General features: G+C 69.3%; 14 protein-coding genes and 1 tRNA gene. 12 read left to right on the forward strand and 3 right to left on the reverse strand.

All coding sequences use genetic code 11. The features are described 5' to 3' along the window. Positions 1-11: 11 nt before the first annotated feature. The 9 genes from MRBLMI13_RS00355 to MRBLMI13_RS00395 all read left to right on the forward strand — a co-directional run bounded on the left by MRBLMI13_RS00355 (position 12) and on the right by MRBLMI13_RS00395 (position 8,858). Positions 12-944 carry a CPBP family intramembrane glutamic endopeptidase gene (locus MRBLMI13_RS00355; protein ID WP_367821221.1) on the forward strand — a complete coding sequence of 311 codons (933 nt, stop codon included), beginning with the start codon at positions 12-14 and terminating at the stop codon, positions 942-944. 49 nt (positions 945-993) lie between these two features. Next, positions 994-1,653, forward strand: a complete 660-nt coding sequence (locus tag MRBLMI13_RS00360) for an O-methyltransferase (RefSeq protein WP_079112496.1) — start codon at positions 994-996, stop codon at positions 1,651-1,653. A 100-nt stretch (positions 1,654-1,753) separates the two neighbouring features. After that, complete coding sequence (gene eno, locus MRBLMI13_RS00365) at positions 1,754-3,034, forward strand: phosphopyruvate hydratase (RefSeq protein WP_042542068.1); 1,281 nt, start codon at positions 1,754-1,756, stop codon at positions 3,032-3,034. A 53-nt stretch (positions 3,035-3,087) separates the two neighbouring features. Continuing rightward, positions 3,088-3,648 carry an FtsB family cell division protein gene (locus MRBLMI13_RS00370; RefSeq protein ID WP_309686965.1) on the forward strand — a complete coding sequence of 187 codons (561 nt, stop codon included), beginning with the start codon at positions 3,088-3,090 and terminating at the stop codon, positions 3,646-3,648. A gap of 69 nt (positions 3,649-3,717) precedes the next feature. Next, positions 3,718-4,260 (forward strand): DUF501 domain-containing protein, encoded by a 543-nt coding sequence (locus MRBLMI13_RS00375; RefSeq protein ID WP_042542067.1) that lies wholly within the window; start codon positions 3,718-3,720, stop codon positions 4,258-4,260. An 11-nt stretch (positions 4,261-4,271) separates the two neighbouring features. Then, a complete protein-coding gene (locus MRBLMI13_RS00380) occupies positions 4,272-5,549 on the forward strand; it encodes a S8 family serine peptidase (protein WP_367821217.1) in 1,278 nt (425 codons plus the stop codon). 39 nt (positions 5,550-5,588) lie between these two features. Further along, positions 5,589-7,058 carry an NAD(P)/FAD-dependent oxidoreductase gene (locus MRBLMI13_RS00385; RefSeq protein WP_042542206.1) on the forward strand — a complete coding sequence of 490 codons (1,470 nt, stop codon included), beginning with the start codon at positions 5,589-5,591 and terminating at the stop codon, positions 7,056-7,058. Positions 7,059-7,341: 283 nt separating this feature from the next. Beyond that, on the forward strand, positions 7,342-8,139 hold the full coding sequence (locus MRBLMI13_RS00390) for a cation-transporting ATPase (protein ID WP_367821215.1): 798 nt from the start codon (positions 7,342-7,344) through the stop codon (positions 8,137-8,139). Next, positions 8,136-8,858: a DedA family protein gene (locus MRBLMI13_RS00395; protein ID WP_367821213.1), complete on the forward strand. Its 723-nt coding sequence runs from the start codon at positions 8,136-8,138 to the stop codon at positions 8,856-8,858. The genes MRBLMI13_RS00390 and MRBLMI13_RS00395 overlap by 4 nt, the downstream gene beginning before the upstream one ends. 13 nt (positions 8,859-8,871) lie before the next feature. Here MRBLMI13_RS00395 and MRBLMI13_RS00400 read toward each other — a convergent pair. Further along, positions 8,872-8,944 (reverse strand) — tRNA-Leu (locus MRBLMI13_RS00400). Between the two features lie 349 nt (positions 8,945-9,293). Here MRBLMI13_RS00400 and MRBLMI13_RS00405 point away from each other — a divergent pair. From MRBLMI13_RS00405 to MRBLMI13_RS00415, 3 genes are all read left to right on the forward strand, one after another. Then, a complete protein-coding gene (locus MRBLMI13_RS00405; RefSeq protein ID WP_367821211.1) occupies positions 9,294-10,541 on the forward strand; it encodes an amino acid deaminase/aldolase in 1,248 nt (415 codons plus the stop codon). Further along, on the forward strand, positions 10,538-11,851 hold the full coding sequence (locus MRBLMI13_RS00410; protein WP_367821209.1) for a D-arabinono-1,4-lactone oxidase: 1,314 nt from the start codon (positions 10,538-10,540) through the stop codon (positions 11,849-11,851). Before MRBLMI13_RS00405 ends, MRBLMI13_RS00410 begins: the two co-directional genes overlap by 4 nt. A gap of 88 nt (positions 11,852-11,939) precedes the next feature. Next, positions 11,940-12,506, forward strand: a complete 567-nt coding sequence (locus MRBLMI13_RS00415) for a LemA family protein (RefSeq protein ID WP_042542063.1) — start codon at positions 11,940-11,942, stop codon at positions 12,504-12,506. Positions 12,507-12,578: 72 nt separating this feature from the next. Here MRBLMI13_RS00415 and MRBLMI13_RS00420 read toward each other — a convergent pair whose 3' ends face one another. Both MRBLMI13_RS00420 and MRBLMI13_RS00425 read right to left on the reverse strand, forming a co-directional pair. Then, positions 12,579-13,064, reverse strand: coding sequence for a hypothetical protein (locus tag MRBLMI13_RS00420; protein ID WP_042542062.1), 486 nt, complete (start codon positions 13,062-13,064; stop codon positions 12,579-12,581). Next, the gene (locus tag MRBLMI13_RS00425) at positions 13,061-14,323 is read right to left on the reverse strand and encodes a winged helix-turn-helix domain-containing protein (RefSeq protein ID WP_367821206.1); all 1,263 of its coding nucleotides are present in this window, start codon (positions 14,321-14,323) and stop codon (positions 13,061-13,063) included. The genes MRBLMI13_RS00420 and MRBLMI13_RS00425 overlap by 4 nt, the downstream gene beginning before the upstream one ends. Positions 14,324-14,388 lie beyond the last annotated feature (65 nt).

Here is a 14,388-nt window from a genome sequence, read left to right on the forward strand (position 1 = left end):
GGAGAGAACCCATGACTCGCATCCGAGCCGCAGCCATCATCGTCTTCGTCGCACTCGCGTGCGGACTCGCGTGGGTGGTCGCCCTCCCTCTCTGGCTGGGCGACGGACTCGCCGAGCCGAGCACCTGGTTCCTCCTGCCGGTGATGATGCTGACCCCCGCGATCGCCGCACTGGTGGTCACCTTCACGATGCGAATCCCGTCGAGGGGCGAGCGGGCGCGATTCCTCGGGCTGTGGCCGCTGCATCCGGCGAAGCGGGTCGTCTGGCTGATGGTGGCCGGCTGGCTCGTACCGCCCCTTCTCGTCGCCCTCGGCATCGTGCTCGCGGCAGCGCTCGGGTTCGTGCAGCTCGACCTGACCTTCGCCGCGTTCTCCGCAGAGGTCGCGAAGGCGCTCCCCGCCGGTGCGCCGATGCCGCCGATCGAGGTCGTCGTGATCTCGCAGATCGTGATGATCCCCTTCGGCGCACTCCTCAACAGCGTGCTGGCGTTCGGCGAAGAGCTCGGATGGCGCGGATGGCTGGTGCCCGCGCTGCGTCCGCTCGGCACCTGGCCCACGCTGCTCCTCAGCGGAGCGATCTGGGGCGCCTGGCACAGCCCGCTGATCCTGCTGGGCTACAACTTCGGACGCACAGACATCACCGGTGTGCTCTTCATGATCGGTGGCTGCATGGCCTGGGGTGTCCTCCTGGGCTGGCTGCGCCTGCGCTCCGCCTCGGTCTGGCCGGCTGTGCTCGCCCATGGCTCCCTCAACGCCGCCGCCGGGCTGATCGTCATCTTCGCCGCATCGCAGCCCGATCTCGCGCTCGCCGGTCCGCTCGGCCTCGCGGGGTGGATCGTCGCGGCAGCGGTCATCGCCGTCCTCGTCGTCACCGGGCAGTTCCGTGAACAGCCCGAGCTCGCGGACGCACCCGGCCGACTGCTGTCCGCTCCGCGCGCGGGGTAGCCTCCGCAACCCTCTTGACGCTCCCGAATCGTCACGGTTTGCTGAGGGCATGGATTCCACTCCCGCAGCCTGGTCGAACGCCGATGCCTATCTCGCCGAGCTGCTCGTGGGTCACGATCCGCACCTCGAGTCGGCGCTGTCGGCCCAGCGCGACGCCGGTCTCCCCGAGATCGAGGTCGCGCCCGTCGGCGGCAAGATGCTCAACCTCCTCGCGCGCATCAGCGGCGCTCGCCGCGTGCTCGAGATCGGCACGCTCGGGGGCTATTCGACGATCTGGCTCGCTCGGGCCGTGGGGCCGGAAGGCCGCGTCGTCACGGTCGAGGCCGAAGCCGACAACGCCGCCGTCGCGCGGGCGAGCATCGATGCCGCCGGGGTCGGAGAGCGTGTCGACATCCGGATCGGCCGGGGTGCCGACGTGCTCCCGACGCTGGTGGGCGGCTTCGACCTGGTCTTCATCGATGCCGACAAGGAGTCGAACACCGTCTACCTCGACTGGGCGGCGAAGCTGGGGCATCCGGGAACCGTGATCGTGCTCGACAACATCGGACGGGAGGGCGAGATCGTCCGTGCGGACTCGACCGACTCCAAGGTCGTCGGCACCAGAGACGCGCTGCGGATGCTGGGGGAGGATCCCCGCTTCGACGCGACCGCCCTGCAGACGGTCGGCGCCAAGGGCTGGGACGGCTTCGCCCTCGCCGTCGTGGTGTGAGCCGCCGAGACGGACCCGGGAGGTCGAGCGCGGGCGGGCTAGACTGGGCGCGGATCGACGACGCTCCACACAACCTTTTCTCTGAGCAAGGAGCACATCAGTGGCACTGATCGAGGCTGTAGGCGCACGCGAGATTCTCGACTCGCGCGGTAACCCGACCGTTGAGGTGGAGGTGCTCCTCGACGACGGTGTGGTCCAGCGGGCGGCCGTCCCGTCCGGTGCATCCACCGGCGCATTCGAGGCGTACGAGCTCCGCGACGGCGACAAGAGCCGCTATGGCGGAAAGGGCGTCCTCAAGGCGGTCGACGCCATCATCGACGAGCTCGGCCCGGCGCTCGAGGGTGTCGAGGCGAGCGAGCAGCGCATCGTCGACGCGATCCTGATCGAGACCGACGGCACCGACAACAAGCAGCGCACCGGCGCCAACGCGATCCTCGGCGTCAGCCTCGCGGTCGCCAAGGCCGCGGCCGACTCCGCAGACCTGCCGCTGTTCCGCTACCTGGGCGGCCCGAACGCGCACCTGCTGCCCGTTCCGCTCTTCAACGTCATCAACGGCGGCGAGCACGCCGACAACGGCATCGACATGCAGGAGTTCTTCCTCGCCCCGATCGGCGCCGAGACCTACTCCGAGGCGCTCCGCTGGGGCGTCGAGACCTACCACGTGCTGCGCGGCGAGCTGAAGGCCGCCGGCTACGCGACGGGTCTCGGCGACGAGGGCGGCTTCGCCCCCGATCTGCCCAGCAACCGCGAGGGTCTCGACTTCCTCGTCAAGGCGATCGAGAAGGCCGGCTTCACGCCGGGCACCGACATCGCGCTGGGCCTCGACGTCGCAGCCACCGAGTTCTTCAAGGACGGCGTCTACCGCCTCGACAACAAGGACTGGAGCGGCCCCGAGCTGATCGAGTACTACGAGGGCCTGGTCAACGACTTCCCGATCGTCACGATCGAGGACGCGCTGGCTGAGGACGACTGGGACAACTGGAAGCTCCTCACCGACGCTCTCGGCTCGAAGGTCCAGCTCGTCGGCGACGACCTGTTCGTCACGAACCCGACCCGTCTCGCCGACGGCATCAAGCGCGGCGTCGCCAACTCGCTGCTCGTCAAGGTCAACCAGATCGGAACGCTCACCGAGACGTTCGACGCGGTCAGCCTCGCGCAGCGCTCGGGCTACACCGCCATGCTGTCGCACCGTTCGGGTGAGACCGAGGACACCACGATCGCCGACCTCGTGGTCGCGACGAACGCGGGTCAGATCAAGGCTGGTGCGCCTGCTCGCAGCGAGCGCGTCGCGAAGTACAATCAGCTTCTGCGCATCGAGGAGGAGCTGGGCGACGCGGCTGTCTTCGCCGGCCGTTCCGCGTTCCCGCGCTACCAGGGCTGAACACAGCAGAGACAGACACACGCCGCATGAGCGGCACGTACGGAGGAGGAGCCGTGGCACGAAGACCGGCTCCTCCTTCGGCGTCTTCGGGCGCATCCCGCACCACGCAGGCGGCGAAGTCGACCCCGCGTCCGTCCGCCCGTCGGCCCAGGGGAGCCGCGAATCGAGGCTCCCAGGAGCGTCGGGTCGACGTGCGCGAGTGGGCCTCCGGCATCCGCCTCTCGGCGTTCTCGGTCATCATGCTGTCGCTCGTCGTGCTCGGGGCATGGGTGCTGGTGCCGACGCTGGGCACCTTCATCGACCAGCGGCAGAAGATCTCGGCTCTGGAGCAGTCGATCCAGGTCTCCGAAGACCAGATCGCGGCGCTCGAGAAAGAGCGTGAGCGCTGGAGCGACCCGGCCTACATCACCACCCAGGCGCGCGAGCGCCTGTACTACGTCAAGCCCGGCGAGGTCGTGTATCTGATCGACAACGATCTCGACCCCGCAGCGCTCCCGCAGCAGCAGGGGCCGGTCAGCGACACCCTCGAAGAGACGCCCTCCGACTGGATGCCGCAGCTGCTGCGCACGCTGACGTCCGCGGGGCTGAGCGACACGGCCGCCGTCAGCCGCTGACCGTCGGGCGCCGCCGAGCGGGGAGCGCGCTCAGAGCATCCTCCCGGTCGGCTCCCGTACGCTGGATAGGTGACCACGCCGCCATTCCCCGCCCCCACGACCGCCGAGCTCGCCGTGGTGTCGGCCCAATTGGGCAGGACCGCCCGTGGCGTCGTGGGAATCGCAGCCCGCTGCGAGTGCGGCAACCCCACGGTCGTCGCCACGACGCCCAGGCTCCCGGACGGAACACCGTTCCCCACGTTCTACTACCTGACGCATCCGGCCGCGACGGCCGCGATGTCGACCCTCGAGGCCACGCAGGTCATGCCCGAGCTCTCCGCGCTGCTCGCCGAGGACGAGGGCGTCGCCGCGGCGTACCTCGCCGCGCATGAGGCGTACCTCGCCGACCGGGCGCAGTTCGGCGAGGTCGGCGAGATCGATGGGATCTCCGCCGGCGGCATGCCGTCGCGCGTCAAGTGCCTGCATGCTCTGGCCGGTCACGCTCTCGCGGCAGGTCCCGGCGTGAACCCGATCGGCGACGCGGCGCTCGAGCGCTCGACGTGGTCGCCGGAGAAGTGCCGGTGCGACGACCCTGGTGCGGCCCTGCGTGACGTCGAGGCATCGACCGCATGAGGCGGCCGCGGATGCTGCGCAACGGCGTCGCGATGGCGACGATCGTGGCATCCGTCCTGCTCCTCGGCGCGGCAGCGACCCCGCCGCCGGTGCCGGACGACCCCGCAGATCCGGATCGCGCCGCTCAGTACTGGCTCGACGGAGCCGGCATCCGCGACGCCTGGCAGACCACTCGCGGCGACGGGGTCACGATCGCCGTCATCGACACCGGGATCGGCAAGGTCCCTGGCGTGTTCGATGACGCCGTCGTCGGTGGCACCGACGTGTCCGGCACCGGAACCCCCGACGGCCGCACCCCGGTGGGTGCCATCGACGGCAATCACGGCTCGTGGGTGGCCTCGCTCGCCGCCGGACGCGGCTCCGCCGACGGCAAGGGCATGATCGGAGTCGCCCCCGAGGCCGATCTGCTGTCGATCTCCGTGGGCTTCGGCGCCGCCGCCGCAGTGCCGTTCACCGAGCAGGTCGCTAAGGCCATGCGGTGGGCGGTCGACCATGGGGCCGACATCATCAACCTCTCGTTCACCACGAACACGCTGGACTGGGACAGGAGCTGGGACGACGCGTTCCTCTACGCATTCGAGCATGACGTGGTGGTGGTCGTCGCCGCGGGAAACCGGGGGAGCGGCACCAACATCATCGGCGCTCCCGCGACGATACCCGGCGTGCTGACGGTCGGCGGAGTCGACCAGACGGGGACAGCGAGCATCGAGGCGTCGACCCAGGGGATCACCATCGGGATCGCCGCGCCCAGTGAGGGGCTGCGGGGCGTCTCGGCCGACGGCACCGTCGTGCCCTGGAGCGGCACCAGCGGTGCGGCGCCCATCGTCGCGGGCATCGCGGCGCTCGTCCGGTCTGCGCACCCCGAGCTCGATGCCGCCAACGTCATCAATCGCATCATCAAGACCGCGATCAAGGTGCCGGGCATGGCTGACCTCCCCGATCCTCTCTACGGCTACGGGCTGGTGGATGCCGACGCGGCGATCACCGCGGACGTGCCGAAGGTCTCCGAGAATCCGATGGGCGACCTCGCCGAGTGGGTCCGCCTGTTCCGACGCGCAGAGAGCGTTCCGCAGCCCGAACCCACCGCCGCGCCGGTCGAGGTGCCGCCCCTGCCCGATGCCGACGCGCCGACCGAGCCCGGTTCACCGCTGCTTCCCAGCGCTGATTCGCTGCGCTACGGTACCCTGCCGCTCATCGCGCTCACAGTCCCTGGTATCCTGATAGCGCTTGGCCTCACCGCAGCTGCCCGGCGCATCCGATCGGCGCGCGCTCGCACGCCACATCCCTGACTCCCGAGGAGTTGTCCCCCTGTGCCTCAGAACAGCACTGTGCCCAAGATTCTGATCGTCGGTGGAGGCTATGCAGGCTTCTACACGGCGTGGAAGCTGGAGAAGCACCTTCGCAAGGGTGAAGCAGACGTCACCATGGTCGACCCGCTGCCGTACATGACGTACCAGCCGTTCCTTCCCGAGGTCGCCGCCGGCTCGATCGAAGCCCGCCACTCGGTGGTCGCGCACCGTCGTCACCTCAAGCGAACGAACGTGCTCACCGCCAAGGTGACGGGCATCAACCACGCTGAGAAGGTCGCGACGATCACCCCTCCGGTGGGAGAGCCGTACGAGTTCTCGTACGACCAGATCGTGGTGACCGCTGGCGCGGTCTCCCGCACCTTCCCGATCCCCGGCATCGCCGACAACGCGATCGGTCTGAAGACCATCGAAGAGGCGGTCGCGATCCGCGATCGCCTGATGTCGAACTTCGACAAGGCGGCCTCGCTGCCCGCCGGACCCGCGCGCGATCGTCTGCTCTCGGTCGTCGTCGTCGGTGGTGGCTTCGCCGGCATCGAGGTCTTCGCAGAGCTCCGTTCGCTCGCGTCGTCGCTCGTGGGCAAGTACCCGCAGATCAGCTTCGAAGACACGCACTTCCACCTCATCGAGGCGATGGGCCGCATCATGCCCGAGGTGTCGCTGCCGACGAGCGAGTGGGTCCTCAAGGACCTGGCGAAGCGAGGCGCCAACGTGCACCTCGACACGCAGCTCACCAGCGCCGTCGACGGCAACGTCGAGCTGTCGACCGGCGAGGTCATCCCCACCGACCTGATCGTCTGGACCGCCGGTGTCATGGCGAACCCGACCGTCGTGCGCGGCGGCGATCTGCCGATCGAAGAGCGCGGCCGCATCCAGACCCGCGCAGACCTCCGTGTCGGCACGCCCGAGGCCTTCGTCGAGGGCGCCTGGGCCGCCGGTGACGTCTCGGCCGTTCCCGACCTCTCGGGTGGTGGCGTCGGCGGCTTCTGCGTGCCGAACGCGCAGCACGCCGTGCGTCAGGCGAAGCTCCTCGCGAAGAACCTCGTCGCCGTGCTGCGTGGTGAGGACCCGAAGGAGTACTTCCACAAGAACCTCGGTGCCGTCGCCGGCCTCGGGCTCTACAACGGTGTCTTCCAGTCCGGCAAGATCGCGCTCAAGGGCTTCGTCGCCTGGGTCGCGCACCGTGGCTACCACGGTCTCGCTATGCCGACGTGGGAGCGCAAGTTCCGCGTGGTCTGGGGCTGGTGGAACAACCTGTGGCTCGGCCGCGACCTGGTGAACCTCGAGACGGTGCAGAACCCGCGCTACGTCTTCGAGGAGTTCGCTGCACGCCCGCGTCCGGCCGCTGACGCTCCGGCTCCCGCCGTCACGGCTCCGGCCGCTCAGGCGACTGCCTCCGACAAGGCCGCCGACGAGAAGCCGGCAGGTCAGAAGACCGCCGCCACGAAGCCGGCCGCGAAGAAGACCGCTGCGACGGCTGCCGCCAAGTAGTCATCCCCTCGAACGCCCCGACTCTTCGGAGTCGGGGCGTTCGTCGTCTCCCGCGAGGGCGTGTCTTGCACCGGCCTCATAGGCGCGCTTGCTAGCCTCGGCAGCGCAAGGGGAGTACTCCCGTCTGCGGTGGCGTCGTCATTACGGACACGAAGTCGTGTTCCGGCCCACCGGCCCGTGAGGGTGGAGGAGACCTGGCGTCCGTATCCGCGGACGACCATGGACCCTCACTGCCCCGCTGTCGAGTTCCGTGGTCGTCCACACCCACGAAGGAACCGTCACCATGGGAAAACTCAACCGACTGCTCGGGATGGCCGCTCGCGCCCTCGATCTCGACGAGAACGGATCCCGCACGGATCGCACCGGTTCGCAGGCAGCGACGCCGTCTTCACCGGTCGGGCGTCAGGCCGGAACCGATCGCTACTCGCCCCCGCCCGCGCGTCCGTCGGGCCGGGATCCCTACTCGCCGCTTGCGGCCGGCGCGCGCGGTGCAGTGTCGGATGCCGACCGGGCAGCCATCGCGCGGTACGACTACCTGCTCGAGACTGCTGATCCGCACCGCGTGGAGCAGATCCATCGCGAGGCCTTCGCGCGCCTGACTCCCGCGCAGCGGGCGCAGGTGCAGGAGCGCATGAACGCAGAACTCGCTCCGGGCGAGCGCCCGGCATCGTCATCGGCCGATGATCTCGCCCGCGCCGCCGGTCGGTCCGAGGCGGCGCGTCCGGGGCGCATGCGCGGCATCCTCTCGCGCGTGCGCGGGTTCGGTGCTGCCGGTGCGGTCGGCGGAGCCGCGGTGGGCGCGCTGGGGGTCGTCGCGGTGGGCGCGGTCGGCAGTGCCGTCGCCGCTCCTCTCCTCGAGCAGGCTGCCGGTCTCGGAGTCGACTTCGACGCCCTCGCTCAGGGCGTCGACGTCGAGGCGATCGCGAGCGGCCTCGGCGGCGAGGAGCTTGCGGGAGCGGCGGAAGGGGTTCTCGGGTCGGCGGGCGAGACCGTCTCGGGCCTCGGCGACACGGCGAGCGAATGGGGACAGCGGCTCGGTGATCTCGGCATTCCGGGCATCGGCGATCTGTTCGGTCGATGAGCACCGCCGGCATGAGCGCCGCCAGCATGACCGCCGCCCCGTCGGCGTCGGATCACGGGTTCTCCGGCCTCACCGGATTCGCCGCTGACGTTCTCACCCAGCTCGGCGACATCGGGGTGGGTGTGCTGGTGTTCCTCGAGGTGCTCGTCCCGCCCATTCCCAGCGAGGTGATCCTGCCCTTCGCGGGCTATCTGAGCCAGAGCGGCGAGCTCACCCTCGGATGGCTGATCGTCTGGAGCACTGTGGCGTCGTGGATCGGCGCACTCCTGCTCTATTGGCTCGGTGCGGCGATCGGCATCGATCGGGCGGTACGGCTCCTCTCCGCCACCAAGCTGGTCAGCCGTGCGGACCTGGATCGCGGAGTGCACTGGTTCCGGCGAAGCGGCGGGTGGACGGTGCTCGTCGGGCGGATGGTTCCCGGCGTGCGCAGCCTCATCTCGATTCCCGCGGGCGCGACTCGCATGAACCTGACCCGCTTCAGCGTGTACACGATCGTGGGCAGCGGCCTGTGGAACACGCTGCTCATCGGGGTCGGTGTGCTGCTCGGCACTCAGCACGAACAGCTGGAGCACCTGCTCGGCTACCTCGACTACGCCGTGTACTCCGCGCTCGCCATCGCGTTCGCCGTGCTCATCGTCCGACGCGTCCGTGAGGCACGTGCCTCGAAGGCGCGGAGCACGCATCCGCGCGATCTCGCGGACCGGCTCGTGGAGGACTGAGCAGAGCACGACGTGCCCCCGCTGGGACTCGAACCCAGACTGAAGCGATTTTAAGTCGCCTGCCTCTGCCATTGGGCTACGGGGGCTTCATGCCGTGACTGGCTCAGAGTACACGGGGGTCGCATCTGGGTGCACGACAGACGCGGTGCCACGCTCGCCGTGCTGCCCGAGCCGCGCGAGGGGAGGCGGGCGCCCCCCGCACCCGCCTCCCCGTGATGCTGATCAGACAGCATCGCCGCCCCCCGGCGACCGGCCGGGCATGGCCGGTGAGACCGCCGCGAATGGCGGCCTCAGAGATCAAGACGGCGATCCATGCTGTTCATTACGACGATCGCCGCTGATGTATCGGGATTTCCAGATACGGGTCGCGACAGGCAGTGCAACTCGATCTCAGAAAGACTGAATCCGAGTCCGCCCACCCCATAGGGTGGGGGAGTGCTCGACCTCACCGCCGATCTGAGCCCCGATCAGGAACGAAACGCCGTTTCCCCCGAGTGGCTCGACCCGTCACGATACTGGCCGCGCCTGTCTGCGGCGACCGGCCATCTGCCGGCTCCCGTGGCGGTGATCGATCGAGAAGCTCTGCGCTACAACGCCCTGGATCTGCTGGTTCGCGCGGGCGGACTGCCGGTCCGCGTCGCGTCGAAGTCCGTGCGGGTGCGCTCGGTGCTCGACGCCGTGCTGCAGCTGCCCGGGTTCAGAGGGATCCTCGCCTTCACGCTGGCCGAAGCTCTGTGGCTCGCCGAGACGCACGATGACATCGTCGTCGGCTATCCGACGGTCGACCGTGCGGGACTCGCACAGCTCTTCGAATCCGAGGAGGCGGCGCAACGGATCACGTTGATGGTCGACGATCCGGCGCACCTCGACATCATCGACAGCGTCGCGCCCGCAGGCAGCCGCCCGGACATCCGGGTCGCGGTCGACGCCGACGCATCACTGCGATCCGTCACGCTCGGCCATATCGGGGTGCGACGGTCTGCTCTGTTCACCGCGGGCGAGGTCGCCGCCTTCGCACGCAAGATCGTGCGCCGCCCCGGGTTCCGGCTCGTCGGACTTCAGATGTACGAGGCTCAGATCGCGGGCCAGGGGGACAACGCCGGAGCGGATGCGCCGGTGATCCGTCTCATGCAGGCGCGTTCCCGATCCGAGCTGCGTGAGCGTCGAGCCGCGATCGTCGGCGCCTTGTCAGAGGTCGCATCGCTCGAATTCCTCAACGGAGGCGGAACCGGTTCGCTCGAGTTCACCGGCAGCGACGAATCGCTGACCGAGGCGAGCGCGGGCAGCGGACTGCTCGGCGGGCATCTCTTCGACGGCTATCGATCATTCCGCCCCGCACCGGCGTCCGCCTTCGCGTTCGACGTGGTGCGGCGCCCCGCGGCCGACATCGCAACCGTGCTCGGCGGCGGATGGATCGCTTCCGGCCCCGCTGTCGCGTCGCGGCAACCGCTGCCCGTCTGGCCGCAGGGGCTGCGCACGCTGTCCCGCGAGGCCGCGGGCGAGGTGCAGACACCGCTGCAGGGCCGCGAGGCCGAGCGGCTCGGGGTGGGCGACCGTGTCTGGTTCCGCCACGCGAAGAGCGGCGAGCCTGCCGAGCGCATCGACAGCTACCAGCTCGTCTCGGGCGATGAGATCGTCGACGAGCTTCCGACGTATCGCGGCGAGGGGAAGGCGTTCCTGTGACCCGGATCGGGGGCACCTGGCAGAACTGGGCGAGGTCTGCGCAGGTCACACCGCTGCGCGTCGAGCGCCCGCGAACCCCTGAAGGCGTGCAGCGCGCGGTCCGCGCCGCGGTCGCGCAGGGGCTCACGGTGAAGGCGGTCGGCGCGGGACACAGCTTCACGGGCATCGCCGTCGCTCCCGGCGTGCTCCTGGAGCTCGACGACATGCAGGGCCTGGTGTCGGCGGACGCGGCCACCGGACGAGCGACGCTGCTCGCGGGCACACGACTGCACCGCATCCCGTCGCTCCTCGCACCGTTCGGCCTCGCGATGGAGAATCTCGGCGACATCGACCGGCAATCCATCTCGGGTGCGATCTCGACGGGGACGCACGGTACCGGCGCCGGCTTCGGCGGCCTCGCGACGCAGGTCGTCGGCGCGACGCTGGTGACCGCCGCAGGGGAGTTCCTCCGGGTGGACGAGGGACAGAACGCAGACCTGCTCCCCGCGATCGCGCTGGGTCTGGGCGCGCTCGGCATCCTGGTCGAGGTGACGTTGCAGTGCGTGCCGATCTTCCTCATGGAGGCGATCGATGAGCCGGAACCGCTCGACGACGTTCTCGAGGCCCTGCACGACAGGGTCGAGGCATCGGACCACTTCGAGTTCTACTGGTTTCCGCACACCGACATCGCCCTGACCAAGAGACAGACGAGGGTGCCGGAGTCGACGAGGCGGCAGCCGCTTCCCGTCCTGGGGCGCTGGATCGACGAGACGGTGCTCTCGAACGGCGTGTACCGAGCGGTGTGCGCGACCGGACAGGCGATGCCGGCCATCACCCCGCCCTTCAACAGGCTTGCGGTGAAGCTCACGGGCGACCGGCGGTACACAGAGCTCTCGCATCGAGTCCTGACCCAGAGCCGTACTGTCAGGTTCCGTGAGATGGAATACGCGGTGCCCGCCGAGAACGTGGTGGCGGCGTTCCGCGCGGTCCGCGACCTCATCGAGCGACGCGGGTGGCGCATCGAGTTCCCGATCGAGGTGCGCTTCGCGGCGGAGGACGACAGGTGGCTGTCGACGGCATACGGCAGGGCGAGCGGATACATCGCGGTCCACCGCTACTGGCGCGCCGACCCGTCCGCCTACTTCGAGGCCGTGGAGCAGATCATGCTCGAGCACGGCGGGCGCCCGCACTGGGGCAAACTGCACACGCAGACAGCCGAGCAGCTGCAGGAGCGCTATCCCCGTTTCGGCGATTTCACCGCGCTGCGCGACCGGCTCGACCCCGAGCGTCGGTTCACCAATCGATACCTCGATCGGGTTCTCGGCGCATGATCCGGGTTATGCGCCTGACCGCCGCACCCAGTCGACGCGCAGGCTGCGCCGATAGGATGAGACAAACACGAGGAAGGGTGGGCCTCTGATGGAATGGCTCGTGCCGGTACTGATCGTCGTCGGTGTGATTCTGCTCATCGGAATCTACCTCTGGGCGACCTACAACTCGCTGGTGCAGCTGAACGTCCGCGTCGACGAGGCGTGGAGTGGCATCACGGTCCAACTGAAGCGCAGGGCAGATCTGATACCCAACCTCATCGAGACGGTCAAGGGTTACGCCTCGCATGAGAAGGCGGTCTTCGAGAACGTCACTCGTGCGCGAGCGGAGACGCTCTCGGCCGGCAGCCCGGGTGAGGCGGGAATCGCAGAGGGGCACCTCCAGCAGGCGCTTCGCAGCCTCTTCGCGGTCGCGGAGGCCTATCCGCAGCTGCAGGCGAGCCAGAACTTCCTGCAGGTGCAGCAGGCGCTCGTCGACACCGAAGACAAGATCCAGGCCGCGCGCCGCTTCTACAACGGCGGGGTCCGCGAGCTGAACACGAAGATCAAGGTCTTCCCGAACAACCTCTTCGCGAAGGGGCTCGGATTCACCGAACGCGAGTTCTTCGAGGTCGCCGACAGCGGCGCGATCTCCGAGCCGCCGCGCGTGCAGTTCTGACCCGCGGGAAGGCCCGATGCGCATCGTCGCATCGGGCCTTCTGCGTATTCGGACGCTGACTCGGAGCGCTGCTCACCACACGTCGAGATCGACGTCCCCATCCTCGACGCTCGCGTCGCCGCGGAGCGTCCACGAGTCCGTGCGATAGGTCTCGGTTCGCGGACTGCCGTCTTGCCCGGTGCCCGACACGGTCGCGACGAGGATGCCGCCTTCGGCGATGAATCCGTCATCGGTCAGCTCCAGCACCGGCATCCGCTCGACGCGGAAGCGGACGTCGTCGACCGCGGCGAACTCGGTGCCCCACGGGATCCTGATCCCGCACCCCTCGGGGACGACGCCGTCGGTGAGCTCGGCAGAGGTGCAGTCCTCGAGGTGATCGTCGAGCGCCCGCTGCGCCAGAGCCCGCGGATCGGCATCGGGTGTCGGCGAGCTCGTCGCGGTCGGCGTGGTCCGTGCCGAGGGGATGTCGCTCGACGCCTGCCAGAGCCACACGGCTGCCCCCGCGACCAGGAGCGCGGCGACACCGCCCCCGATCGTCCACGCGAGGCGGCGATTCACCCGGATGCCTCTCTGGCGTGCACATGGCGACGCACGGATGCGTCTGCGCGACCGGACAGCGCCGCATGCAGAGCCTCGGACGCGGTGCCCCAGCGCGAGACGGAGACGTGCGCCAGTCCCTGCCATGCCGCCGCGAGGGCGAGCTCAGCGGCGATCTTCTCGGCATCCGCGCCCGGCTGGCCCTGAGGCTCCCACCAGGCCGATTGCACCTGGAGCGTCGACGTCGCGCGGTCGGCCTTGAGATCGACACGCGCCACGATGCGGTCGCCGACGAGCACGGGCAGCGAGTAGTACCCGTATCGCCGCTTCTCGGCAGGAACGTAGATCTCGATCCGGTAATCGAGCTCGAAGGCGCGCAGAGCCCTGTCACGGAACCAGACCACGGGATCGAAAGGCGTCAGGAGCGCGGCGGCGTCGATCCTGCGCGGCAGCACGGCGTCGCGGTGCCTCCAGCTGGGCAGCGGACAACCGCCGCGGTCCCAGCCGCGCACGGAGACCGGGAGGATCTCGCCTGAGTCGACCAGATCCGCGATCGACTGCGACACCGCCGCTCGGTCGCGGATGCGGTGGTAGTCCGCGAGGTCCGACTGGGTCGCGACCCCCGACGATCGTGCCGCGCGCCGGGTGAGCTCGCGGATCGCGTCCTCCCGGGGCACATGCTGCGACAGGATGGCGTCGGGGATCACCTGCTCGGCGAGCGCGTACGTGCGCTCGAAGCCCTTTCGACCGCTGATCGCCACGTCGCCGGTGCGCCACAGGTGCTCGAGGGCGAGCTTCACGTCATCCCAATCCCACCATGTGCCACGCTCGCGAGGAGCGTCGTCGCGGAGGTCGGCCGGTCGCAGCGGCCCCCTGGCTCGGAGCTCGTCCTGCACCCAGCGGAGGGTGCGCGTGTTGGTGCTCATCCATGAGTCGGGCGCCGCCCACCTGGCGCGGAAATGATCCATGCGGAATCGCCACAGAGGCCAGTCCTCGATGGGGATGAACGTCGCCTCGTGAGCCATGTACTCGACGTAATGGGTCGTGCGCGAATGGAAGACGCGATCGAAGAGCGCCGGTTCGTAGGCACCCAGGCGCGAGAACAGCGGCATGTAGTGCGACCGTGCGAACACGTTGACCGAGTCGATCTGCAGCACTCCGAGACGATCCATGACGCGGTGGATGTGCCGGGCCGACACCGAGGCCGGGCGTGCACGAGAGAAGCCCTGCGCGGCGAGCGCGATGCGACGGGCCTGGGCGGCGCTGAGGGTGTCGGTCACCTCGTCAGGGTAGCGCCGAGCGCCGACATCCGCGCCCGGCCCGTCACGACGGTCGGCGGCTGCGC

This window comes from Microbacterium sp. LMI13-1-1.1 (assembly GCF_040815625.1).
Lineage (GTDB): Bacteria > Actinomycetota > Actinomycetes > Actinomycetales > Microbacteriaceae > Microbacterium > Microbacterium forte.

What these genes read in the sequence shown, in the direction of transcription:
- MRBLMI13_RS00415 (WP_042542063.1), top strand. Translation starts at nt 11,940, where the DNA reads ATGGAATGGCTCGTGCCGGTACTGATCGTCGTCGGTGTGATTCTGCTC.
- MRBLMI13_RS00380 (WP_367821217.1), top strand. Translation starts at nt 4,272, where the DNA reads ATGCTGCGCAACGGCGTCGCGATGGCGACGATCGTGGCATCCGTCCTG.
- MRBLMI13_RS00390 (WP_367821215.1), top strand. Translation starts at nt 7,342, where the DNA reads ATGGGAAAACTCAACCGACTGCTCGGGATGGCCGCTCGCGCCCTCGAT.
- MRBLMI13_RS00360 (WP_079112496.1), top strand. Translation starts at nt 994, where the DNA reads ATGGATTCCACTCCCGCAGCCTGGTCGAACGCCGATGCCTATCTCGCC.
- MRBLMI13_RS00395 (WP_367821213.1), top strand. Translation starts at nt 8,136, where the DNA reads ATGAGCACCGCCGGCATGAGCGCCGCCAGCATGACCGCCGCCCCGTCG.
- MRBLMI13_RS00355 (WP_367821221.1), top strand. Translation starts at nt 12, where the DNA reads ATGACTCGCATCCGAGCCGCAGCCATCATCGTCTTCGTCGCACTCGCG.